This window comes from Rubripirellula tenax, assembly GCF_007860125.1.
Classification (GTDB): domain Bacteria; phylum Planctomycetota; class Planctomycetia; order Pirellulales; family Pirellulaceae; genus Rubripirellula; species Rubripirellula tenax.
On the sequence record NZ_SJPW01000002.1, the window covers coordinates 1,030,538 to 1,054,629 of the forward strand.

The window sequence follows — 24,092 nt, forward strand, 5'->3', positions numbered from 1 at the left end:
TCCATGACGACACTTCCATCATTTGATCTTTCCGGCAAGACTGCCTTGGTAACCGGCTGCAAACGTGGCATCGGCAAAGGCATGGCGTTGGGCTTGGCTGAGGCCGGTGCCGACATCATCGGTGTCTCGGCGTCGCTGGAAACCAGCGGCAGTGATATCGAAACGGAAGTCACGGCGTTGGGTCGTAAATTCACGGCTTATCAATGCGACTTTTCAATTCGCCAAGCCGTTTACAAGTTCATCGCCCAAGCCAAGTCGGACCACCCGACGATCGACATTTTGGTCAATAACGCCGGCACGATCCTGCGGAAACCGGCGGCCGAGCATCCCGATGATTTTTGGGACAAGGTGATGGAAGTCAACTTGAACGCCCAATTCGTGCTTGCTCGCGAATTTGGCAAAGACATGGTCGCCCGCGGCAGCGGCAAGATCATTTTCACGGCGTCACTGCTGACCTTCCAGGGCGGCATCACGGTCCCTGGATACGCGGCCAGCAAGGGCGGCATCGGTCAATTGACGATGGCGCTTTCCAACGAGTGGGCCGGCAAGGGCGTCAATGTGAACGCGATCGCGCCGGGCTATATCGCGACTGACAATACCGAAGCGCTGCGCGAAGACCCGGTTCGTAGCGAGCAGATTTTGGGTCGTATTCCGGCCGGCCGTTGGGGTAACCCCGATGACTTCAAAGGCCCGGTCGTTTTCTTGGCGTCGGATGCGGCACAGTACGTCCACGGCACGACGCTGCTTGTCGACGGCGGCTGGATGGGACGCTAATTCGCCCGTCCCATTTTCAACAACTCACTTTCAACGGAAGAACCCAACAACATGTCCAAGTCCATGATCGAATCAAACGGTGGTGTCGACAGCTACCGCATGTTCATCAACGGCGAGTTCCATGACTCGGTCTCCGGTGCAACCATTGACGTGGCCAGCCCCACCAACGAAGAAGTCTTGTACACGGTACCGCAAGGTAACCAACAGGACGCAGTCTTTGCACTGAAGTCGGCGCAAGCGGCGCAGAAGGCTTGGGCAGCACGTCCGGCGGTTCAACGCGGCGAGATCTTGGCCAAGTTTGCCGACCTGATTCGCGCCAACCGCGAACGGCTTGCAAAGATTCTGGTCAGCGAGATGGGCAAGACGTACGGATTGGCACTCGGCGAAGTCGACGTTTCGGCCGACTTCATCAACTTCCCGGCTCAGGCAGCGCGACGCGTCGAAGGTGACATCCTTCCTTCGGACACTCCCAACGAACACATCATGATTCACAAGGTTCCCTACGGCGTCACCGTGGGAATCGCGGCGTGGAATTTCCCGTTGGCGTTGGCGTGCCGCAAGATCGGCCCCGCATTGACGACGGGCAACGTCATGGTGGTCAAGCCACCGTCGGTCACACCGGTCGCTGTTTTGGCGTTGGGTGAACTTGCACAGCAAGCCGGCATCCCCGCAGGTGTCTTGAACCTCGTCACCGGTGGCGGTTCAACGATGGGTGAAGAACTTGTCACCAACAAGATCACGCGATTGGTGACCATGACCGGATCGACCCCGACCGGCCAAGAGATTTTTCGGAAAGCGGCCGAGCGACTGACGGCGGTGCGATTGGAATTGGGCGGCAAGGCTCCGTTCATCCTGTTGGACGATGGCGATGTGGACAAAGCTGTCGAAGCGGCCGTGATTTCGCGTCACCTCAACAGCGGCCAGGTTTGCACGTGTCCGGAACGGTTCTATATCCAAGCCGGCGTGTACGACGAGTTCCTGAAGAAGTACGTCGCGGCCGTGGGCAAGTTGAAAATCGGCGACCCGATGGACCCGAGTACCGACATCGGTCCCAAGGTCAATGCTCACGAGACCGACCAGCTTGAAAAGGTTGTCCAGGGTGCCGTGAAGGCGGGCGCGAAAGTCGCGTTAGGCGGGAAACGTCCCGCAGGTGACCGATTCAAGAAGGGCCATTGGTACGAACCCACGATTCTTACCCAGTGCACCAATGACATGGCCGTGATGCGAGACGAAGTCTTTGGCGTGGTCAGCCCCATCATGCGGGTCAATAGCTACGACGAGGCACTGGAACTGGCCAACGACAGCGATTTCGGCCTCGCCGCTTTTTTGTTCACGCGGAACATGCGACTGATCCAACGAGCGGTGCTGGAACTGGAATTCGGCGAAATCTATGTCAACCGCCCGATGGGCGAGCAACGCCAGGGCTTCCACAACGGCCACAAACTGAGCGGCACGGGTGGAGAAGACGGCAAGTACGGGATGGACAACTACCTGGAAAAGAAGACGATGTATGTCAACTTCAGTGAATAGGCTTGTCACTGATACCATTGCCTTGGCCAATGGCACCACCCAGGGTGGAGCCGCCATTTCATCATCGAAGATCCATTCCGCCGTGAAGATCAAATCCATTGTTGCACGTCTCTTTAGCGTGCCGCTTCCCGAAGTGCTGTCGGACGCCAAGCATGGCGACCACACCCATTTTCAATTGGTGACAACGACGATCACGCTTGAAGATGGCAGCGAAGGAACCGGCTATACCTACACGGGCGGCAAAGGTGGCCATGCGATCCTGGCGATGATCCAGCATGACCTTGCCCCGGTGCTGGTCGGCAAGGACTATGCAGACATCGACGGCATCTATGACTTCATGGAGTGGCATATCCACTATGTCGGCCGTGGTGGCATTGCTTCGTTCGCGACATCAGCGATCGACATCGCGCTTTGGGACATTCGTTGCAAGCAGGCGGGCGAACCGCTGTGGAAGATGGCTGGTGGTGCAAGCGATCGCTGCAAAGCCTATTGCGGTGGCATCGATCTGATGTTCCCACTTCCAAAATTGCTGGACCAGATCCGCGGCTATCTCGACAATGGTTTCAACGCCGTGAAGATCAAGATCGGGCGTGACGACCTTGACGAAGACATCGAGCGAATCAAGGCGGTTCGCGAGCTGATCGGATCGGAAACGACATTCATGGTCGACGCGAACTACTCGATGAGTGTCGAGAAAGCGATCGAAGCGGCGAAGCGATTCAAACCTTATGACATCACTTGGTTTGAAGAGCCAACGATTCCCGACGACTATCTCGGCTATGCCAGGATCGCCGATGCGACGGGAATGCCGCTGGCGATGGGCGAGAATCTTCACACGATCCATGAGTTTGGTTATGCCTTCGAGCAATCCAAACTCTCTTTCATTCAACCCGATGCATCGAATTGCGGCGGGATCACCGGATGGCTGGCCGCTGCCAAACTATCACGTCAATACAACATCCCGGTCTGCTCGCACGGCATGCAAGAACTTCACGTCAGCTTGGTTTCGTCACAATCCAACGGCGGGTGGTTGGAAGTACACAGCTTCCCGATCGACGAATACACGACACGACCGTTGGTTGTCGAAGACCGCCTTGCCGTGGCTTCGAACGAACCGGGGACAGGCGTTGTTTTTGACTGGAAAAAACTAGCACCGTTCGAAGTGAAGTAGTCAGCGGCTTATCGATGTCATGAGCCGACGGGAACTTGGACTACGTCCAACGTATACACAAAGGTTAGACACCATGATTCGCACGCTCGCATTGACCGCCGCACTCGTTTCATCATCGCTGGTAACCGGCTTTGCCGACGAGCCAACGGTGTTCCCCTACGGCAACGTCCCGAACCAAAAACCGGACATGCCGCTCAGTGCGGCAATGCAGCGAGTCTACGACAGCACGTACGGGGGCCCCGAAGCGGCACGCAACGAACTGTTTTCGCGTTTCAAGTACACGCCGCTAGAAGGATTCGACTACCACGGCCACGACGGCACCGTTTCGCGACGCGACGCGACCAAGATCATCCGAGCCAACGGCAAGTACTACGTTTGGTACACCCATCGCCAAACGCCGACACCGCCCAACTATGACGGCGGCGCAGGCGAAACCATTCCGTCGCGCGACTGGGACTTGTCGGAAATTTGGTATGCAACAAGCGACGATGGTTTTAAGTGGGAAGAACAAGGCGTTGCCATCACGCGAATGGAGAAACCCAACGCAGGATGGCGCAGCGTTTCAACGCCGGACATTCTGGTTTGGAAAGGCAAGTACTACATGTACTACCAAGCCTATCTCTTCATGCCTGGCAGTCGTGAATCGAGCGGAACAAACGGCGATGATTGCCCGGTATCGGCCTCTGTTGCCGATTCGCCCGACGGACCCTGGACACCCAGCAACAAGATCGTCGTTGAAAACGGACCGCCGGGATCATGGGACCAATACGTGATCCACGACCCGTACGCGCTGGTACGCGATGGCAAGATCCATCTTTACTACAAAGGCGAAATGGGTGGCACTCCGCTTCCCGTTCGCGCTCAAGGCCTGGCCATCGGCGATCATCCGTTTGGCCCCTTCACCAAGCACCCACTCAACCCGGTGATCAACTCGGGTCACGAGACATCGTTGTTCCCGTTCAAGTCAGGACTCGCCGCACTGGTCAGCCGTCACGGCCTTGAGCACAACACGATTCAGTACTCGTCCGATGGCGTCAACTTCGAGATCGCCGCGATCACCGGATTGATGCCGATCGCGCCGGGCGCCTACGTTCCAGACGCGTTTACCGACACCAAGAACGGACGCGGCATCACCTGGGGACTTTGTCATTTCCGCAACCTGGGTCGCGACGAGGGGAAGAGCCACAGCATGCTGGCTCGCTTCGATTGCGACCTCAGCCTGGACGTTGATGATGTCGAAATGAAAGAAACCGACATCTTCAATGACCCCGAAATCAATTTCAAGTTCGGATTGAGCGACGAACAGCGCAAACGCATCGAAGCGGCCGCAAAGAGCGACCCACGCTAACAACGGCCGCTCCCCAACATGCGGGACACACCGCTTGGAGCGATGACCGCGTTGATCGGTTCGTCACGTTGTACCGGTACGGTCTCGGTTCGGTTGTTGGGATCTCGGATTCCCGGTTCGCCGAAGAACACGACTTCGGCACCACCGTTATCACCAAAATCACGAATCAGCCATTCGTTGTCCAAGCCATTGCGGAAGACACGAGTATCTCGTGTCCAAAAAACTTCGTCTTGAACTTCGGCCGTGTGTCCAATACGGAAGGCGCCCCGAATGGGGGCCAGCGGCCATTTTGACGATTGAGCGAGTTGGGTCTGCCCGCAATTCCTGGTGCTTTACAACCCTCGTCGCACACTTTGCTTCACACTTTGCTTTTTGAGTCGAAAAGTCGAAAAGACGACTGCTCGCGGCTCAATGCGACATCCGTCGATGGAAGGGGCCACGCTCAGCAGCGGATTTTCGGAAATAGTTTCGAAGCCGAAATACGACCGGAAATCTGTCGTATGGAGCCGCTTTAGGTGCAAGAGTTGTGCGGCCTGTTCCCGACAAGGAGAGTGCCGCCGGTCACTTATCCTGGCCGCTTGACCAACACAACCAAACGCAAGTTTCAAAAATGAACATCTCCAATTCGACTTCGTCCTATGCCAGCCAGTCTTCGAATTCCCAGTCACGTCCGCAAGGCCCCCGGCCAGGAGGCAAAGAGCAGCTCTCGTCGGCGCTTCAGTCGATCGGCGTGGATGATTCGACGGCGGCCAGCGTGCTGGAGCAAATTGACGCTGCAATCTCGGCTTTGAATTCAGAGTCCTCGTCGGGGTCCTCCAGCCGCAACGCGATTCGATCCGTTGTCGACGAAGTTCTGGAAGCCAATGGCATCGATTCCGCAGAGGTTGGCGAAGCGATTCAATCGGCCGGCGCGTCGCGTGCGGGTGGCCCATCTCGCTCCGGTGGACCATCGGGCGCGGGTCGTCCAAACGGACCACCGCCACCTCGCAAAGAAGATGAAAGCGAAACCAGCACGATCGAGTCGGCACTGCTTTCGGCGGGTGCGGACGAGGCATCGACGGATGAGTTGATTAGCCAGATTATCGGAACGATCCAGGAGCTGACGACGGATGCGGGAAGCAATGTTTCTCAAGACGAACTTCGTTCGGTATTGACCAGCCTGCTGGAAGAGAACGGAGTTGATTTCGCTGCCTTTGAGCAGGCGATTGGCAGTTCTTTGGGCGACGCCGGTTCATTCCTAGACCTGCTGGCGTGACATTCGGCAGTGGCGACAAAAATCGATACCGTTTGTTGTTTGAGTCCGCGTTTCGAAACGAAGAATGAGCCGCAGCCCCCAAAGGCATTGGGGGTCGTCGACGAATCGGCCGCTCACGACATCAACAAACCGTTGGCGACTTGGGCTCCGCGATTCCTGGAGTTGTGAACTTTTTTGGCCCCGCGTTTCACTCAATGGCGCATTGAAGACTACCGACGAAATGTCGGCCCCACTCGCGTTTCAGTTCACCCCTAGCTGAAACCCCTAATTCTGGGTGGGCTCTTCGACCATTGAAACGAGACCGTTACACCATGCCAAAGCCCCAAGATTTTCTCAGCCGCGCGTTCTCACGACTCAGCGGATCGCGTGACCGAAAAACAACCCGTCGGCGGCGTCCATCCCGTCGCCTGAGTGCCGAGGCTTTGGAAGCACGTCAACTGCTTGCCGGTGACCTGTTCATCAACGAGATCATGGCCAGCAACACGACCACCATCGAAGATCCCGATGAAGCGGGGGCTTTCGAGGATTGGGTGGAAATCTACAACGCCGGCACGACGGCAGTCGATCTGGGTGGCATGTATCTGACCGACGACGTGGATGCGCCCACCCAGTGGCAGTTCCCGACCGGATCGACCATTGCCGCTGGTGGCTTTCTTTTGATTTGGGCCGATAGCGAACCCGAACAGGGCGACAACCATGCTTCGTTCAAGTTGTCTGCCAGCGGTGAAACGGTCGCCCTTTACGACACCGACGGCACAACGCTGGTCGACTCAATCGAGTTTGGTGAACAAGTAACCGATATCGCCTTTGGGCGTTCGCCCGACGGCAGCGAAACGCTTAGCGTATTGACGACACCGACCCCCGGTGCTGCCAACTCGGTCGTCGGCGAAGCGAACCTGGCGCCGACTGCCAACGCGGGCGGACCCTATTTTGGCACAACGGCAGATACGATTTCGCTTTCCGCTGCGTCTTCGTCCGATTCCGATGGAAGCATTGCGACGTACGCTTGGGACTTGGATCACGACGGCGAGTATGACGACGCTACGGGTGAATCCGTAAGTTTTTCGTCGACGACCGTCGGAACGTTCGTCGTCGGTTTGCAAGTGACCGACGATGACGGCGCGACCAGTGTGGACACCGGTACGATCAAAATCTCGCAAGTGGGCGAAGTTGCATCGCCGTGGGAAGCCGTCACCATCGACGACGAAGCGGCTGCGTTCTTTGACGACACCTATGTTCACGAACTCTCAATCACGTTTGAGGATGACGACTGGTACAACACGCTGTTTACGTCGCACGACACCGATGCAGCCGACCCCTATTTCCAGGCCAACTTTGTCGCGGACGGGGTCGCACTGGACAACGTCGGTGTTCGCTTCAAAGGGAACTCGTCGTTTAGCGGTTCCGGCGTCAAGAAGTCGATCAAGATTGACTTCAACGAGTACGAAGATCTGACGTTCATGGGGATGAAGAAGCTGAACCTGAACAACAACTTCAACGACCCGACGATGCTGCGGGAAAAGCTGTTCTACGACTACGCTTCGAACTTTGTCGAAGGGGTCGGCCGCGCGGTGTTCACCAGGGTCACGATCAACGGCGAATTCTACGGGCTGTACACCGCGGTTGAACAAGTGGATTCGACGTTCACGCAAAGCCGATTTGGCGACGATGAAGACGGCAATTTGTACAAAGGAACGGCGTCCGATGACGCCGTGCTTTCGGATCCGCAGGCCGACTTTGGTTCTGATTTGACGTATTTGGGAACGGATCAAGCTGCTTACGAAGCCTTCTATGAACTGAAGACGAACGAAGCCGCGAACGATTACTCGCAGTTGATCGAGATGATCGATGTGCTCAACAATACTCCGTCGGCCGAGTTGGCGGATGCGATCGAACCGCTGCTGGACGTTCAGGACACGCTTGCTTCGCTGGCGCTGAACAACCTGTTCGTGAACTTGGATTCGTACTCGGGCGCGGCTCACAACTATTACTTGTATGACCGTGACGACACGGGCCAATTCACACACTTGTTGTGGGATGCAAACGAATCGTTCGGCACGTTCACCCAGTTTGTTGATCGAGGAACCAACGTTGTCCAACTCGATCCGTTTTTTCTGCCGGTGGGTACGGGGGGGCGTCCCGGACAGCCCGTTGAGGAAGAACTGCGTCCGCTAGCTGAAAACCTGTGGGCGGTCGATGAGTACAGCACCGACTACCTGCGTGATCTGCAACAAATGTTGGAACAGGGTTTCGACGTCACGTCGGCCACTGCTCGGATCAACAAACTGGCCGATCTGATTCGCGCGGACGTTTCCGAGGATCCGAACAAACAATTCACGACTGCGCAGTTTGAATTGAACTTGACGAACAACGTGACGGCGGGAAATCGAACGCTCTACGGATTGACTAGCTTCATCGGGAACCGGTCATCCTATTTGACGTCCGCTCTCTCGCAATACGATCTGGAACCGGAGTCTGTCGGGGTCTACATCAATGAGATCATGGCCGATAACGACGCAACGATCGAAGACCCAGACGAAGCAGGCGCATTTGAGGATTGGATCGAACTATACAACCCCGGTACGACTCCTGTTGATCTCAGCGGGCTGTACTTAACGGATGACGCCACTGATCCGACGCAGTGGGAATTCCCCAGAGGATCAACGATCGACGCGGGCGGCTACCTGATCATTTGGGCCGATGGCGATACCGATCAAGGCGACAATCACGCTTCGTTCAAGCTGTCAGCCGGTGGCGAGTCTGTCTTGCTGTACAACAATGACGGATCCACATTGGTTGACTCGATCACTTTTGGCCAGCAAACCACGGACGTTTCGTACGGTCGATTCCCCGACGGATCGTCGACATTGAACGTGCTGTCGGCTGCTACGCCGGGTGCGTCCAACACCAACGACACGACGCCCAATAACGTCGCACCAACCGCCGAAGCCGGTGGCCCGTACACCGGAACTGTTGGCGGAACCATAAACTTGAGCGGCGCAACGTCGACCGATTCGGACGGCACGATCGCGTCCTATGCTTGGGATCTCGATAACGACGGCCTGTACGACGACGCCATCACAGCCACCGCAACTTTTAACGCGGCCGCGACAGGAACGTTCACGGTTGGCCTTCAAGTCACCGACGACGACGGTGCCACCAGCACTGACACCGCGACAGTGACCGTTAACATTGAATCGGCTGCGATCTTCATCAATGAAATCATGGCCGACAACGACGCCACGATCGAAGATCCCGACGAAGCGGGAGCGTTCGAGGACTGGATCGAACTGTACAACCCTGGCACGACGTCGGTTGACCTTAGCGGGTTCTATCTGACCGATGACGCGGCCGACTCGACGCAGTGGCAATTCCCTGCCGGTTCAACGATCGACGCGGGTGGCTATCTGATCATCTGGGCCGATGACGAAATCGATCAAGGTGACAACCACGCTTCATTCAAACTGTCGGCCGGTGGTGAATCAGTGTTACTCTATAACGTTGACGGAACCACCTTGGTTGACTCCGTTACATTTGGCGAGCAAACGACCGATATCTCTTACGGTCGTTTCCCAGACGGCTCGTCAACCTTGACCGTGTTGTCGGCCGCTAGTCCAGGTGCCACGAATACCAACGAAGTCATTGAGAATATCGCCCCGACTGCTGAAGCTGGTGGCCCCTACACAGGAACGGTCGGCGAAATGATCACGCTCAGCGGCGCGACTTCAACGGATCCCGATGGCACGATCACGAGCTACGCTTGGGACTTGGACAACGATGGCCAGTACGATGACGCAACTGGCGTAACGGCGATGTTTACGGCGACTGCAACCGGCACGTTCACGGTCGGTCTGCAAGTCACGGACGACGACGGAGCCACCAACGCCAACACGGCTTCGGTAACGGTGACTGCCGATGCGTCTGTGATCTTCATCAACGAGATCATGGCCGACAATGACACGACGATCGAAGATCCCGATGAAACGGGCGCGTTCGAAGATTGGATCGAACTGTTTAACTCCGGCACGGACTCCGTCGACCTCAGCGGATACTACCTGACCGATGACGCCGCCGATGCGACGCAGTGGCAATTCCCCGTCGGATCAACCATTGCCGCAGGCGGTTACCTGATCATTTGGGCCGATGGCGATACGGACCAAGGCAACAGTCATGCTTCGTTTAAACTGTCTGCCGGTGGAGAGTCCGTGCTGCTCTACAATGTCGACGGAACAACCCTGGTCGACTCGGTTACGTTTGGTGAACAAACAACCGACATATCGTATGGTCGATTCCCTGACGGTTCGGCGACCCTAACGGTATTGTCAGCCGCGACTCCCGGTGCAACCAACACCAACGATGTCATTGCAAATATTGCCCCAACCGCCGAAGCCGGTGGTCCCTACTCAGGAACCGTCGGCGATACGATCACACTCAGCGGTGCGACATCGACCGACACCGATGGCACGATCGAAACGTACGCATGGGATCTCGATAACGACGGCCTGTACGATGACGCAACCGGCGTGACGGCAAGCTACTCGGCTGCCGCGGCGGGTACGTTCACGGTCGGATTGCAAGTCACCGACGACGCAGGTGCAACCAGCACCGACACAGCGACAATCGCCGTGGGCGTGGCCACGACGCCTGGGCTTGTTTTGACACAAACCAATGGTTCAACGATCGTCAGTGAATCGGGATTGACCGATACGATCAGCGTTTCGTTATCGAGTCAACCGGCAGCTAGCGTTACGGTCGGTATCGTTAGTAAAGACACCGGCGAGGTAACCGTGTCAATCAGTCAACTGACGTTTACGCCAGAAAACTGGAGTGTCCCGCAAGAGATAACGCTCAGTGCTGCCGACGACCAACTTGACGATGGAAGTCAGAGCACAACCGTTACCTTCTCCATCACAAGCACCGATGCGGACTATGGGGCGTTGGCGAATGTCGACGTCGATGTCACCACCCATGACGTTTCTACATCGAATTCGCCGACGCGAATCTACACACCAGACTTCGTTACTCGAATTCATGTCATTCCCGGCGACAGCATCCCGACGGCCATCCTTTTCCAAGCCGTAGCAGATGCCGAAATCTCGGTAATCCCCATCAACACCGCTAGCGTCGGGCAAACGATCCGCATCGTCGATCAAAGTGTCTCGCAAGTGGACTTTTTCGCCGAAGGTGTAACACGAGCTACCATTACGGCAGGCGGTCTTTACGCGATCATTTTCGAATCACACGAGGAAAGCCGCAGCTATACCGTGCAATCGACCGCCGGTACGGATGCATTCATTCCTTCGGCTCCCACCAACTTCCTGCAGTCGACTGACACCAACGGCGACAGTCGAACCACAGCAATTGATGCGTTGGTCATCATCAACCAGCTAAGCCGACTGGAAACCGCCGAAAGTGAAGAACTGCCAAGTGCTTTGATGTATGACGTCAACCACGACGGCAACACGACTGCGCTGGATGCCCTCCTGGTCATCAACCAACTCAGTCATCAAAGTCTCGCACCCAGCGAAGGGGAGTTCGTGCCGTCGGTGGTACAGCAGATCTTGCCCTTGTCGAATTCGTTGACCACCACGATCGCGGATGACGAGTGTGATTCAATCGCGCTGGACGACGAATCCTTGTCAGCTGATTCCACGACGTTGTCCGAAATGACGTCGTTTCAGTCACGATCGTCCGCGGTTGCCCAACTCGTTGAAGAAGGCGAATCCGCCGTATCGGAAGACGACTTGGACCTGCTTGCCAGTGACTTGCAACAAACGTTGGGTCTGAGGCAGCTATTGGCGAGTCAGCGATCGTGATCTGTCGAACGGCAACACGTTGCCAGGTCCTAATCGGAGGCCGTTGCCCGCATCGATGTTTGCCCGGCCCAACAGGGCTGTTACAATCGTGATAGCACTAGCCCGACAGTTCTACTGCCCATGCGGTTCCGACCCTGTTCATCAAGACCTTGTTATTTCGATTTGAACGCCCCAGCAATATGATGCCTGTCGTCATGGCGTTGTTGCTTTCGTTGCCAAGTCTTGGAATCACGACCTTGGTTTCCCGTTCACTGTTCAGCAGCGAACGGCTGATGGAGATAGAAGAAGTCGAGGAGTTCTTTTCGTGCTCGTTCAGAAAGCTTGCACAATCAAACCAGAGATCGAACAGGTACACGTCAAACGAACTGAATTGTTTTTCGCATGGTTCTCCCGCCCGCAAGGTGACATCACCTCGCGATTTCATTCCGGCGTGCTTCTTTGACGGACACCGTCTTGCGAACGGATCTCTTGCGCCGATGCGCTGTTAGGCCGCCCCGTCGGTCGGTCCTTCTTTCGCCGAGATACTGCCACATTCCGTGTTGTGTTTTCGTTTCGACTTGCTGATTGGCAGGGCGAGAGATCGCGCGACCCATCGTTGATTTCGGCGTACTGCTTAGGAATCGGCGCTGTTGAGTAGTTTTACGACGCATTCCATTTCGCACATTTATTCTAAATCAAACCCAAATGAACCAATCCGATATATCGCTTTCGCCAAGTTCGCTGTTTCGGGACATCCTCGCCGGATTGGTGGTTTTTCTCGTCGCATTGCCACTTTGCCTTGGCATCGCGCTCGCGTCCGGCGCCGACTTGTTTTCCGGATTGCTTGCCGGCATCGTCGGCGGCTTGGTAGTCGGGGCGATCAGCGGTTCGCATACCAGCGTTAGTGGGCCGGCCGCCGGTTTGACGGCGATCGTTGCGGCACAGATCGCGTTACTTGGATCTTTCAGGGCATTCTTGTTGGCCGTCATGATCGCCGGCGTGATTCAAATCGGCTTTGGAATTGCCAAGGGCGGAGCGCTATCAGCGTTCTTTCCCTCAAGCGTGATCAAAGGATTGCTCGTCGCAATCGGTGTGATTCTGATTCTGAAACAGATACCACACATTTTCGGGCACGATACAGACCCCGAAGGCGAGATGTCGTTCCAGCAACCGGATCATGAAAACACTTTGACGGAACTGTTCACAGTGATCGCTGGTGAAATTCACGTCGGTGCGATGGCGATCGGATTGTTATCAGTTGCGTTATTGGTGCTCTGGGATCGAATTCCCGCGTTGAAGAAATCGCTCGTTCCCGCACCGCTTATTGTCGTGCTATTCGGCGTTGCACTTAGCGTTTGCTTTCGCGGATTGGGTGAGAATTGGATCATCGAAGCGACGCATTTGGTTCAGATCCCGACTGCCGCGAATTTCTCTGAATTTGTTGGATTCCTTCGCCTGCCGGACTTTTCGCAAGTGAGCAATCCGGCGGTCTACCTCGCCGCCGTCACCATCGCGGTCGTTGCCTCGCTAGAAACGCTTTTGAATCTGGAAGCTGTCGATAAGCTGGACTCTTCCAAACGGAATTCACCGCCCAGTCGCGAGCTTGTCGCCCAAGGCTGCGGAAACGTGGTCTGCGGATTGATCGGCGGCCTGCCGATCACGTCGGTCATTGTCCGTGGTTCCGTCAACGTCGGAGCCGGCGCCAAGTCCAAGTTCTCGGCGATATTTCATGGTGCGTTGTTGCTCGTCAGCGTGGCGATTTTGCCGCGATACATGAACATGATTCCGCTCTCTGCGCTGGCTGCGATTCTGTTCGTGACGGGCTTCAAGCTAGCCAGCCCCAAAATCTTCAAACAGATGTGGAGCCAGGGGCGGTATCAATTTGTGCCCTTCATCATCACGGTCGTCGCCATTGTCTTCACCGATCTGTTGGTGGGAATTTTGATCGGTTTGGGAACGAGCGTTCTGTTCATTCTTAATAGCAACCTGAGACGACCCATCCGGCGAATTATCGAGACCCGGGTGGCCGGCGAAGTGATGCACATTGAACTGGCAAGTCAGGTGAGTTTCCTGAATCGCGCAGCGATTGACCAAATCTTCAGCGAAGCAAAACGCGGAAGCAATCTGGTAATTGATGCGACGCACACGGATTACATCGACCCGGATGTCTTGAGCCTGATTCGGGACTTTCGAGATGAGATCGCCCCTGCGCGAGGCATTGCGGTCAATCTTCGGGGCTTCAAGCCAAAGTACCAATTGAAAGACGAAGTTCAGTTTGCAGACTATTCGACTCGTGAAGTTCAGGGGCAGCTTTCCGCAGACCAAGTGATCGACATCCTGCGCGAAGGAAACCGTCGATTCACAAGCGGAAAGCGGTTGAATCGCGATCTCGGAAGCCAGGTACAAGCAACCGCCGATGGGCAAAGTCCTTTGGCCGCCATCCTTAGCTGCATCGATTCTCGCGTGCCGGCGGAGATCGTCTTCGACTTAGGCGTCGGAGACATCTTCAGCGTCCGAGTCGCGGGCAACGTGATTGGCACAAAGTCGTTGGGAAGTCTTGAGTTTGCCGTCGGCGTATCGGGCGTCAAAACGGTGGTGGTTCTTGGCCACACCCGATGCGGCGCTGTAACAAACTCCGTCAAGCTCGTTGTCGATCAGAAGAGTGCTCAGGCCGTCACTGGTTGCGAGCATTTGCAATCGATTGTCGACGAAATCAAACCGAGCGTACCCGGCTTGGCCGTCGGAGCATTGGATCAGCTTTCAACCGTGGCGTTTGAAGAGATGGTGGACCAGGTTTCTAAGCAAAATGTCCGGCACACCGTCGAGCAGGTCATCAACCGTAGCACGGTGATACGCGAGGCCGTCCATCAAGGGCGCGTAAAAGTGATCGGGGCGTTGTACGACGTCAAATCCGGCAACATCGAATTCTTTGACCCCAAATGAACGCAATCGGACATTTCCAACGAGCGATTTACTTTTGCGGATCACGACTGCGTTCACTCGATTAAGCCGACTTTTGACAAATCGATCGGCTCGAAGCCTAGTTTCAAAGCGGGCGAGTTCGGTTGCAATCGAAAGTCACCCTGGGCTGGATCAACGAATAGCGGATCAACGGCTAGGCTGTGCAAATCGACTCCGTCAGCCTTTTGTTTTTCCAACATTTGATTGCCCAGGCCCTGTTCGGCAGCACAGTAGTAAATGTTGAAGTCCGTTTCGGCATCTTTTGCATTCGCCAAAGATCTGCCGCGGCGGTCCTCGCTGACGCGGTCGTTACGAGCCGGCAGCTCGTCAATGAAGGTACATTCATTCGACGATGAATAGAAAATGTTTCGCTGAATCGTGGCACCGGTCAATGGCCCTTCCCGGAGGGACAAATAGTATCCACGGGGCGGTGCGATGATGTCGGCGACGATGTTGTTTTCGCAACGATTGTTCAACTTCAACAGGATTCCCTGCGACGTACATTTGTAGATCAAATTCTCGGCGATCAACGTATCCATCTGCCCGCCATCGGTGCGAATGGCCGCCTGCATGATCATCGGTGCAACCAGATGATGGACGTAGTTCCGGCGGATTTCGTTGCCAGCACCTGCGCCGCGAATGTAGATCGCATTGCCGTCGCCCAACATTTCCATTGCGTGATGGATCTCGTTGGCTTCGATCGCATTCTTCCGCGTGTGAAGGTAGGGACGCACATCCTCAAGAGTCGGCTTCTTGGGCAAGTCCAAGATTTCATGTCGGCGGATGGTTCGCCCGAGTTCTCGGCCGCTTTTCACAAAAAAATCCGTCATGCAACCCGAAAGAATGATCGCGGTGTACGGCGTGTGATGTATTAGGTTGTTCGCCACGCGATTTTCGCCGCTTTGCCACACCATGATGCCGGGCGAATGTGAATAGATTTTCCCGATATGGTGAATGTGATTGTTGTAGACGAGATTGTTTTTGTTCACGTCCTTGGCTCCCGGCCCGTATCCACAAAGCAGAATGCCGGCGCCTCCCATATGCTCGATCAAGTTACCGACGATCTTGTTGTGCTGGCCGTGCAGGTCGACACGGATCGCGCCACCGCCACTGTGGGCGAATCGACATTTTTCGATCGTGCAGTTTTCTGTCCCGCGAAGGCGAACGAGCGCGTTAGGTTTGTCGTGCATGTCCCAGTCGTGCTGTAGTCCGGCATCGTCCTGTTCCAATCGATACCGTTCACCGTGACCGAAGGTCAGTCCGCGAAAACAGAGGTTTCGTACCGGCGTATCCTGCGGGCCTTGCTTGTCGATTTCCCCTTCGACGCGGATCATTTCCGTCAATGTCGGAGCAACGACGGGCGACTTGATTCGAGGCCAGAGGTACACTTTTCCTTCTTTGGAATCCAAAACCCACTCGCCCGGTTCGTCGAGTTCTTCCAACACGTTTTCGACCCAGCAAGAGTCGGTCGTCTTTAAGAAGTGAAGTTCGTTCATGGCATAGGTCGCGTCGATCGAAGTGTCCGCCGTCTGTGCTTCTTCATCGACGGACTTCAACGGCAAAATATTCACGATCCAGGCGTGATGGGGTCGAACGACGATTTCGACGTCTTCGACGTTCGACCAGCTCTTCAGCTTGCCGGCCGGAAAATGAAGCTGGTTGCGACTGCTGCCTTTGAGTGGAATGAAGCCAGCTGATCGCGCGCGAGGCAGCAAACCGTCGGCATCGAAGAGCGTGCGAAATTTGCGAGTGACATCAGCGACGTACACCTTCCCTCGCGCCTGCTCGGACAAGCCCGGAACGTCGTCGGTTACGCGTTCCCAACCATTGACTTCCTCGCCCGCGCTGAATGCCGGCGTCTCGCCGGGCCAGGCAGCGTAGGTGATCTTTGCCTCACCGCTGGGCGAATCCTGAACCCCGAACACGACCGTTTGCTTCAGTCGGTAAGTTCCGCCACGAATCAGGACAACGATATCCGTTGCTTTGGTTTTCTTCAGATCGCGAACCGCATCGCGAGCTTTTTCCAAGGTAGCAAACGGGCCGTCACTGCCAGCGGCATTCGGTTCCGCCAATGTGCCCGACCATTGATCCGAACCGTCAACGGCCACGATAAAGTCGGCCTGTTCGGCACCCACCGAAGACGAGAGAAACACTAACGAGAACAAAAAAAGCGGCAGTATCGATTTCACGTTGGTATACCTTCGATGTTTCTCAAACTTGAATGGTGCAAAGCAAATCTAACTGATTCGCTTCTAACGGACTCACGTTTCGAGCGAACTTGCTTTGGGTGGAGGGAATCGGGGGCATCCCAATCGCTCAGCGCCATGATGGTTTCGACCGGATTGAAAACCGACAACCGATTTGCGGGGACGCGTTTTGCACGACTAGGTCTTCAAACACCGCATCCTAATCATGGAAGACCCGATCGTCTGTCGCCCGTTTGGATGACAAGCCGTCTCGCATTTTCGGTTTGTCGATGAACGTCGCCCAATGCTCCGCGGTCGGAGACATAGCAAACGATCGCAGAGCGTTCGTCCACACTTTTTCACTTTTCAGCATTCTGCATTGCTTCGACTTCCTTCTTCCTTTTCGCCGCCGCCGCTCGACGCTTTGCACGTCTGATTTTTACAGCTTGAGCGGCTTTTGCTTGTTGCTCTGTTTGTTGCTCTGTTTGTTGCTTTGCTGTTTGCTCTGGTACTTTCTCTGGTGCTTGCTTCGCAAGTTCTGCTTGTTGGATCGGTTTACCCAGTCGTTCCAAAACTTGGGTCCGCTGAGCTTCGATTCCTGCGGGACTTGATGGCCCGGGCTCGGCTGTAAGCGACGAAGATCCGATTCGGCTCATCAAGATGTAGGCCAGAAAGATGACGACGATGAGCATCGTTCCCGTCATGACCGCAGTCCAATGGCGCGCCAGACCGCGTGGCGGTTGTCGCGGACGTGCAACTGACTTGGTGTTCGCTGCGGAAGTACCCGTTGAGATGGCGATCGGTGAAACGGCGGCAGCATCCCTATTTCCCGCATCCACGTGCGCGGTCGGGTTTCTCAGTTGTGCGTCATACTTACGCTTCTGGTCGGGATTGGTGAGCGAACGACGCGCCACCGCGACTCGGCCCATCAGTTCTTGAATCGTCGCGCGGTCCGGTCCGCTGGCCAATTGGTGCAGACGGGCCGCCTGCTGCTTTGCGGCCTGGTCGATCTTCGCAACATCCGATTCAAAGCGTTCGAGCCCCAACAACGCATAGTGATCGGGAGGAACAGAGTCGGAAACGATGCCAAGGAATTTGGCGTAGTGATTTCCGGCGGGCTGACGATCGGCCATAGAAATTCAAGCGAAACGGATCGAGTAAAGAATGCTGTGACGACACATCAACTTACTCGATCTTCGCAAGCAATGTCTCCAGCCCAGTCTGCCAGACATCTCCTTGCCCCGTTTCCACGCCGGAAAGGGCTATCCTGCGAGTGAGTTGTGACTTGAGTTTCATGAATTGGCTTTCTCGCTGCGAAGGGTCGTTGGTAACGTTCGCCAACAACCATTGGCACCTCGCCAGATAGAAATTCGCTTCATGGGATTGTTGGCGATGTTCCTCCGTCCCTTTGTCCGAATAGCTGAGTTGGTGCAAGGCATTGGAAAGCTTCACCCATCCCCAAATTGGTGAAGCTTCGCCGTCGTCCGTTGTTTCCGAAGGACCATTAATGGCATCGAGAAGTCCGCCCACCTTGTCCTGCTGAAATGCGATCTCTTGAAGCAGTTTCGCTGCTCGCATTTGAAACGCGATCGCAGTGGGAGACGTCTGCAATACTTCGCGGATCATTTCCAGTGATGCGGTTGGGTTCCCAGATCGCAGAAACAAGTCTGCTCGCAGCATCGCTACCGACAACCGCGATGACTCGGGAAAGTCCGGTTGCTTCAGGGCTCGAACGAAGGCACTCTCGGCATGGTCGAAACAGGCTTTCGACAGCTCGTCCGACGCCGCTTTCATACCGAAGGTCGCCCAAGACTGTCCGATCCAAACTTGTATGGCTTCCCATCGCTCGGCATCGTGGGTTTCCACCGATTTGAGCAGATCGGTGAGAAGAGTCACTTGCCACGGGCTCACTTTGTTAGCCTGTACCAGGTTTTCGACCAGCCCTTTCGCCAACGCCGTGTACCGCGATCCCAGTTCCGGATGCGACTTGGCATCAAGTTTGGCGAGCGATTGATACGCCTCTTTCCAATTCCCCTTGGAAGTTTTGATTCGGTACAACGTATCGAAAACGGCGTCGGCGGTGCTCTTGTCAACAAGCACCATGCCTTTCTTCTTTTTCGAATCGGTGGTGATCTTTCTGGTAACCGCCATCGGGTCTGCCTCAAGCCACTGAAGTGCATCGTCCAGATTCCCTAGTCGCTCAGCAATCTTTGCGAGCAGAAGTTTTGCCGAAACCAGATTCAATGTCGGCGACGCAACATCGCCCTGCATCGACTCGACAGCGACTCGCAGATGCTTATCTGCCGACTTCAGCAGCGACACCATCTCCTTCGGATCCGGATCGCCGCCACTCGCTTGATCGACAAAGTGAGACCAGTACGCATTCCCGGCCGCCAACTGAGATGACTCAAACTGACCGGATTCCTTGTCGATTTTTAAAAACGTCTCGGCTGCCAATAGAGGTTTTCCAAATGCGAAATAGGATTGAGCCAGATGCATCCAGATGGCATCCAGTTTCGGATCACTCGGCCATCGCTGTTGGACAATCTCGGCAACCGATTTCAATTGATCCAGTTCCCCAACTTGATCACGGATTCCCCAATGAGAAGCGTTGGCTTCTTGGCAGGCGGCAATCGCGATCATAGCGGCCTCACGTGTCGCCGCTTCCTTGGGGTCTCCCCATCGGGCCGCCATTTCGCCGTAGACGCTTGCTTCGACAAGTTGTCCCGCGGTGTAGGAAAGATACGCCAGAAGATAGGTCAGTTCGTTGACCTTGATTTCGTCTTTTTCCTTCTGAGCAATCCGAAATGCATGACGGCAAAGAAAAATCGTTTCGCCGAGCGTCTTTCGGTAGTCTTCGCTCAATTCGTCTTTTTCTTTCTCGTCCAACGCACCCAGCACTTCATAGCTATCGAACATGTCTTGATAGGCGGCTGACAGAAGTACGCGAGGCCGATCCACCGGCACCTCATCAATTCGCTGACGCGGTTCAGTGGCCGCAGGCGGTTGCACGTTACGTTTCGCGACGGCACCACGATAGGGCGATCGTTCTTCCGCTTTGACTGTCGCTTCTTTGGATCCGGTTCGCTTCGTAGTCTTGGAAAGACTGGCGGCGACACTGCTTGATGACTCGGTGCTGCTATCGGACAGTACCTGCGGATCGGGAACTTCGCTTAACAGTTTCAACAACCGTTGGCGGTCTATCTTTTGATCCGCAAACGGCTGTACAGCCCTGGAAGGCGAAGCGACTTGCTTCCTCGTGCTTTCCTTTGCAGTCTGCTCCTCAGCACGGCGACTGAGGGCGAATGCACCGACGGAGAGAAGGAAAAATCCAATCACCCCTACGAGACCGCCGATCAAAAACCAGTTCTGTTTGCGACCAGACGGCTTCGCCTCGTTACCCGGACCAGAGTCCTCATCGGCCGCGTTGGATCTTTGTCGTGATGATCGATGACTGCTCGAGCGTTCGCCGCCGCTATCCTGTGTTTCGTCACTTTCGAGTTGCTCGACCGTTTTCATCGGAGCGCGCATCACGGCTCCGAAAACTTCGATCTCGGCGCCGCATTCGCATTCGACCCACTCGCCAATGTCCTCGGGTCCGACAAGGTAGGAGTCTTTGCACGCCGCACAGTGAACCGGGACCTCGGCCATGCTGGCGGCGCGCAGTGCGATTAGCTTAGTTCCGCAATCACATTGAACGGAACTTGGCAGCCGGTCGGACGCAAATTCAACGACCGAAAAACATATCGGACACTGTCCACGTTGTTTCATTCTTGGACGGCTCACGTTGGCTCGATCGGCGGCGTTTGAATCATTTCGGTTTGGCCGTTACTGGAAGCGTGAGTCCCCAAACCGGTCCTCGTAAATTGTTTCGTGGGCGCGGATACTGCTTCGCCATCTGGACCCCTTCGGGCGAAACGCCGACATCCTTGTACGTTCCACGATGCGTGCTGGCAAGTTTCTTGAACTCTACCGAGTCCGATGGTTTCACTTCCATCCCGCGCGTGTGAACAATGACGCGCGGGTTCGGTCGGGCTGCATAGAACTGAGCCGCCTTGTCGGTGAAGGCTCCATCGCCAAGGACATAGATCACGTCTGGCTGCAACTGAAACGCAGCCCCAATCGCTTCCATCCCGTTTGTCTTCAAACACAACGGCACCGTTTGCAACCACTGAAACAGAAACTGCTTGTTGCGGTCAGTTGCGGGAACCAACTTCAACACCGCATTGGGATGCATCATGGGGTAGGCCGTGTCGCTGTAGAAGATGACATAGAACCGCTGTTTCGGTGTCAATCGATTGATCGTCAACACCAATTCGTGAAGTGCCGTCTCGAATCGCCCCCTCGTCATACTGTTGGAGTTGTCGATCACGAACACGTAGTTGGTCGCCGCCATTTGGCTGCCGAACACTGTCGGCTTGGCGGGCTTCGCCATTGCCTTGGCCTCTGGTTTGGCCGGTGGCTTGATCGAATCACCGACGATCGCGCCCGACAAGTCGGGTACGACGTCCGCCAACTCCATCGGCACCTCGCTTGTTTCGGGCTGGGCTTCGAGGTCCGTCACCTCGGTCGGTTCTGCGACATCGATCGGTGTCATATCGACGACGACGTCGTCAATGACATCATCGACCGATGATGTCGTAGCAACAAACCCAAGCATCTCGGGCTTTTCTTCGATGAAAACAATACTTGCCAGCAGCAAGATCACGGCGACGTGAATCAAGATGCTGATGCCGGTGCCACCCAATTGCCTAGTAAGCTGAGCTTGTCTCTCGCGTATCCAAAACTGGAACCGCAAAAGACGCCGTCGCCAACCTACGGACTCTTCCAACAAACGCTCTTGTTCTTCCTCTTCCACACTCGGGTCGGTCAGGTGTTGAAGGTCGTCGCGGATCGATTCGATGACATGATCAGCAATGACCGGCGGGACAAAGGTTGCGGAAGTTTGGCTTGCCTGAGGTCGAGTGGCGGCGTTGAGCAGGTCATGAAATCCGTTTGCTTGGGCCCATTCCAATTCCGTTGATGGAATCTCAAACGGATTTTCGCCGTCGCTGATGATCGTCATCCCACGGTCTGCGGGCCGATAGAATCCATCGGCCTGCGCCGCAGCCAAATCGTCGCTAGGAATGCGAAACAGCTCGCTGCCGTTGGAGACGACAATGAAATTGTCTGGCAAATCCATCGATGGAACGATACCCGTCATTATGAAATCCCCCTACGCCGATTTTTCCAATCACTGGTGTCGATTGTAGGCGGCGCTTTTATGTTCGGCGCCGTTTTTTCCTCCGCATCTATTTCTATCGACGTCGCTGTTTTCTTGGCAACCCGATTCGAATCGCCCGCCTTACGTGTGACTCGTTTGAGTTTCTTTCGCGGTGAAGGGCCGGACGCGGCTTTTGTTGACTTGGCTGCCGTCACAATGACCGGAGCATCATTTTCGTAGTCGTCCGAATCGGCCGGCGATGCCTCGCTGGGTTGATCGTTCGACGTCGGTGTCGCAACATCCGTTCCCAGATCGTCAAGACCATTTGCGATTCGCCGTGCCCACAGTTCAAACAGCTCAGCGTTAAGTCCCTGCCCGCGCTGGAGCAACGTGGTTGCTTGACAATTCAATTTGGGCAGCGAAGCACCGACGGTCAGCCGACCATCCTGGGCATAGTCAAAACGGACGACAATGTCGGTTCCTTTGGGAGTATCGGGCGGCAACGGATCGACATAACACTTTCCCACCATCGTCGCGTTCGTTCCCAAGTCATCTCCCCCTTCGACGACCTGGATTTTCACGTTGGGTTGGTTCTTTTTATGAGTTCGAAATCGCACCGACATCGACGCGGGCAGTGGCGAATTGCGAGCGATCATGATTTTGCGTCGCGGTTGTCCCGTCATCGGGTCGACCGCCAACACGCCAAGGTCATGCGAGTTGACGTTGGTCACCGATACACCGGCAAAAGCACTTGCATCATGATTCAATCGAACGCCTGCGTAAATCGCCGCGCCATGACAAATGGCTTCGTCGGGTGAAAGCGATCGGTCCACCTTCAAGCCAGACAAATGCTCTAGCTCAGATTGAATCATCGGCATCCGAGTCGAACCGCCGACCAGCAGCAGCCTGGTCAATTGTTTGAAATCAAGTTTCGCTTCGTCCATCGCAATTCGGGTTGTCAACAACGTCCGCTCGACCAGGTCTTCGGTCATTTTTGCGTAGACGGATTGCGACAGTTCCGTGCGCAACCGCATTCCTTCAAAGTTGAAACCGATGATGAACGACTCGCGCTGAGTCAGCGCGTGCTTTACCTGATTGGCTTTTTGCATAAGTTCCTGCTGTCCGAAGACGTTTTGCCGAGGATCGACACCGTGTTCCTTCACAAATGCTTCGGCGATAAAGTCAACGATGCGGCGATCCCAATCGACGCCGCCAAGATAAACGTCGCCTGCGGTCGCAACGGTGTTGAAGTCTCGACCGTCGATCTCCATGACGGTTACGTCAAAGGTGCCGCCGCCGAGATCGTACACAAGCACGCGTTCCAGTTCGCGACTTCCACCTTGGGGCGTCAAAAATCCTTGCCCAACACCGTAAGTGATCGCTGCGGCGGTGGGTTCATTGATGATATCGATGACATCTAACCCAGCCAAACGCCCAGCGTCCTGAGTCGCTTTGCGACAGGGTTCGTTGAAAAAAGCGGGCACCGTGACGACAGCCTTCTCGAAGGGTCCGATCACCAACTCGGCATCTTCCTTCAGCTTCTTCAGAACCAAAGCCTCCAGCACTTCCGGAGGCAACGAGTGACCAAGCACTTTGTTGCGAAAAGCAACTTCACCGACGTCTCGTTTGGCGAACAAAGCCAGTCGTTCGGGTTCGAGCATTCCCGCCTCGATCGCTTCGGCACCCACGACGGGTCCCGATCGATCGAGGAAAACGGCGCTGGGCGTCGTCAAACTTCCCTCAGCGTTTTGAATCGTACGCGGTCGTCCCGAGTCATCTAGACATGCGACCGCTGAAAAAGTCGTACCTAGATCGATCCCAACAGCGAGCGGCTTGAATCCCTTGCTCATACGACTTCCAAAAACTGCA

15 protein-coding genes are annotated in these 24,092 nt (G+C 55.5%); 8 read left to right on the forward strand and 7 right to left on the reverse strand.

Annotation, left to right across the window (positions count from 1 at the left end):
* Window positions 1–3 precede the first annotated feature (3 nt).
* From Poly51_RS09650 to Poly51_RS09665, 4 genes are all read left to right on the forward strand, one after another.
* Window positions 4–774: a 2,5-didehydro-3-deoxy-L-galactonate 5-reductase gene (locus Poly51_RS09650; RefSeq protein ID WP_146456677.1), complete on the forward strand. Its 771-nt coding sequence runs from the start codon at window positions 4–6 to the stop codon at window positions 772–774.
* A 51-nt stretch (window positions 775–825) separates the two neighbouring features.
* Entirely contained in the window at window positions 826–2,304 is a 1,479-nt protein-coding gene (gene aldA, locus Poly51_RS09655) for an aldehyde dehydrogenase (RefSeq protein ID WP_246114382.1), read from the forward strand.
* Window positions 2,305–2,386: 82 nt separating this feature from the next.
* Window positions 2,387–3,475, forward strand: a complete 1,089-nt coding sequence (locus Poly51_RS09660; protein ID WP_246114383.1) for a mandelate racemase/muconate lactonizing enzyme family protein — start codon at window positions 2,387–2,389, stop codon at window positions 3,473–3,475.
* A gap of 73 nt (window positions 3,476–3,548) precedes the next feature.
* A complete protein-coding gene (locus tag Poly51_RS09665) occupies window positions 3,549–4,823 on the forward strand; it encodes a glycoside hydrolase family 117 protein (RefSeq protein WP_146456681.1) in 1,275 nt (424 codons plus the stop codon).
* On the opposite strand, the gene Poly51_RS30980 is transcribed toward Poly51_RS09665, so the two are convergent.
* On the reverse strand, window positions 4,820–5,008 hold the full coding sequence (locus Poly51_RS30980) for a hypothetical protein (protein ID WP_222435817.1): 189 nt from the start codon (window positions 5,006–5,008) through the stop codon (window positions 4,820–4,822). The genes Poly51_RS09665 and Poly51_RS30980 overlap by 4 nt on opposite strands.
* Before the next feature lie 425 nt (window positions 5,009–5,433).
* Between Poly51_RS30980 and Poly51_RS09670 the strand changes: the two genes are divergently transcribed.
* Both Poly51_RS09670 and Poly51_RS09675 read left to right on the forward strand, forming a co-directional pair.
* A complete protein-coding gene (locus Poly51_RS09670) occupies window positions 5,434–6,078 on the forward strand; it encodes a hypothetical protein (RefSeq protein ID WP_146456682.1) in 645 nt (214 codons plus the stop codon).
* Between the two features lie 311 nt (window positions 6,079–6,389).
* Complete coding sequence (locus tag Poly51_RS09675) at window positions 6,390–11,894, forward strand: lamin tail domain-containing protein (protein ID WP_146456684.1); 5,505 nt, start codon at window positions 6,390–6,392, stop codon at window positions 11,892–11,894.
* A gap of 97 nt (window positions 11,895–11,991) precedes the next feature.
* Here Poly51_RS09675 and Poly51_RS09680 read toward each other — a convergent pair whose 3' ends face one another.
* Window positions 11,992–12,318: a hypothetical protein gene (locus Poly51_RS09680; protein ID WP_146456686.1), complete on the reverse strand. Its 327-nt coding sequence runs from the start codon at window positions 12,316–12,318 to the stop codon at window positions 11,992–11,994.
* Window positions 12,319–12,578: 260 nt separating this feature from the next.
* On the opposite strand from Poly51_RS09680, the gene Poly51_RS09685 reads away from it, so the two are divergent.
* Window positions 12,579–14,816 carry a bifunctional SulP family inorganic anion transporter/carbonic anhydrase gene (locus tag Poly51_RS09685; protein ID WP_146456689.1) on the forward strand — a complete coding sequence of 746 codons (2,238 nt, stop codon included), beginning with the start codon at window positions 12,579–12,581 and terminating at the stop codon, window positions 14,814–14,816.
* Window positions 14,817–14,869: 53 nt separating this feature from the next.
* Here Poly51_RS09685 and Poly51_RS09690 read toward each other — a convergent pair whose 3' ends face one another.
* The 3 genes from Poly51_RS09690 to Poly51_RS09700 form a co-directional block, all read right to left on the reverse strand.
* Entirely contained in the window at window positions 14,870–17,014 is a 2,145-nt protein-coding gene (locus tag Poly51_RS09690; RefSeq protein WP_146457340.1) for a right-handed parallel beta-helix repeat-containing protein, read from the reverse strand.
* A gap of 365 nt (window positions 17,015–17,379) precedes the next feature.
* Window positions 17,380–18,153 (reverse strand): hypothetical protein, encoded by a 774-nt coding sequence (locus Poly51_RS09695; RefSeq protein WP_146456691.1) that lies wholly within the window; start codon window positions 18,151–18,153, stop codon window positions 17,380–17,382.
* A 52-nt stretch (window positions 18,154–18,205) separates the two neighbouring features.
* On the reverse strand, window positions 18,206–20,209 hold the full coding sequence (locus Poly51_RS09700; RefSeq protein WP_222435818.1) for a tetratricopeptide repeat protein: 2,004 nt from the start codon (window positions 20,207–20,209) through the stop codon (window positions 18,206–18,208).
* A gap of 261 nt (window positions 20,210–20,470) precedes the next feature.
* On the opposite strand from Poly51_RS09700, the gene Poly51_RS30370 reads away from it, so the two are divergent.
* On the forward strand, window positions 20,471–20,695 hold the full coding sequence (locus tag Poly51_RS30370) for a hypothetical protein (protein WP_186775440.1): 225 nt from the start codon (window positions 20,471–20,473) through the stop codon (window positions 20,693–20,695).
* Between the two features lie 136 nt (window positions 20,696–20,831).
* Here the strand turns inward: Poly51_RS30370 and Poly51_RS09705 are convergent, their stop codons facing one another.
* Window positions 20,832–22,223: a vWA domain-containing protein gene (locus Poly51_RS09705; RefSeq protein ID WP_246114384.1), complete on the reverse strand. Its 1,392-nt coding sequence runs from the start codon at window positions 22,221–22,223 to the stop codon at window positions 20,832–20,834.
* Window positions 22,223–24,073 carry an Hsp70 family protein gene (locus Poly51_RS09710; RefSeq protein ID WP_186775441.1) on the reverse strand — a complete coding sequence of 617 codons (1,851 nt, stop codon included), beginning with the start codon at window positions 24,071–24,073 and terminating at the stop codon, window positions 22,223–22,225. The genes Poly51_RS09705 and Poly51_RS09710 overlap by 1 nt, the downstream gene beginning before the upstream one ends.
* Window positions 24,074–24,092 lie beyond the last annotated feature (19 nt).

Excerpts from the sequence above, each read along its gene's own strand:
- Poly51_RS09650 (WP_146456677.1), top strand. The coding sequence starts at position 4 with ATGACGACACTTCCATCATTTGATCTTTCCGGCAAGACTGCCTTGGTA.
- aldA (WP_246114382.1), top strand. The coding sequence starts at position 826 with ATGTCCAAGTCCATGATCGAATCAAACGGTGGTGTCGACAGCTACCGC.
- Poly51_RS09665 (WP_146456681.1), top strand. The coding sequence starts at position 3,549 with ATGATTCGCACGCTCGCATTGACCGCCGCACTCGTTTCATCATCGCTG.
- Poly51_RS09670 (WP_146456682.1), top strand. The coding sequence starts at position 5,434 with ATGAACATCTCCAATTCGACTTCGTCCTATGCCAGCCAGTCTTCGAAT.
- Poly51_RS09675 (WP_146456684.1), top strand. The coding sequence starts at position 6,390 with ATGCCAAAGCCCCAAGATTTTCTCAGCCGCGCGTTCTCACGACTCAGC.
- Poly51_RS09680 (WP_146456686.1), bottom strand. The coding sequence starts at position 12,318 with ATGAAATCGCGAGGTGATGTCACCTTGCGGGCGGGAGAACCATGCGAA.
- Poly51_RS09685 (WP_146456689.1), top strand. The coding sequence starts at position 12,579 with ATGAACCAATCCGATATATCGCTTTCGCCAAGTTCGCTGTTTCGGGAC.
- Poly51_RS09695 (WP_146456691.1), bottom strand. The coding sequence starts at position 18,153 with ATGGCCGATCGTCAGCCCGCCGGAAATCACTACGCCAAATTCCTTGGC.
- Poly51_RS30370 (WP_186775440.1), top strand. The coding sequence starts at position 20,471 with ATGACTGCTCGAGCGTTCGCCGCCGCTATCCTGTGTTTCGTCACTTTC.
- Poly51_RS09705 (WP_246114384.1), bottom strand. The coding sequence starts at position 22,223 with ATGACGGGTATCGTTCCATCGATGGATTTGCCAGACAATTTCATTGTC.
- Poly51_RS09710 (WP_186775441.1), bottom strand. The coding sequence starts at position 24,073 with ATGAGCAAGGGATTCAAGCCGCTCGCTGTTGGGATCGATCTAGGTACG.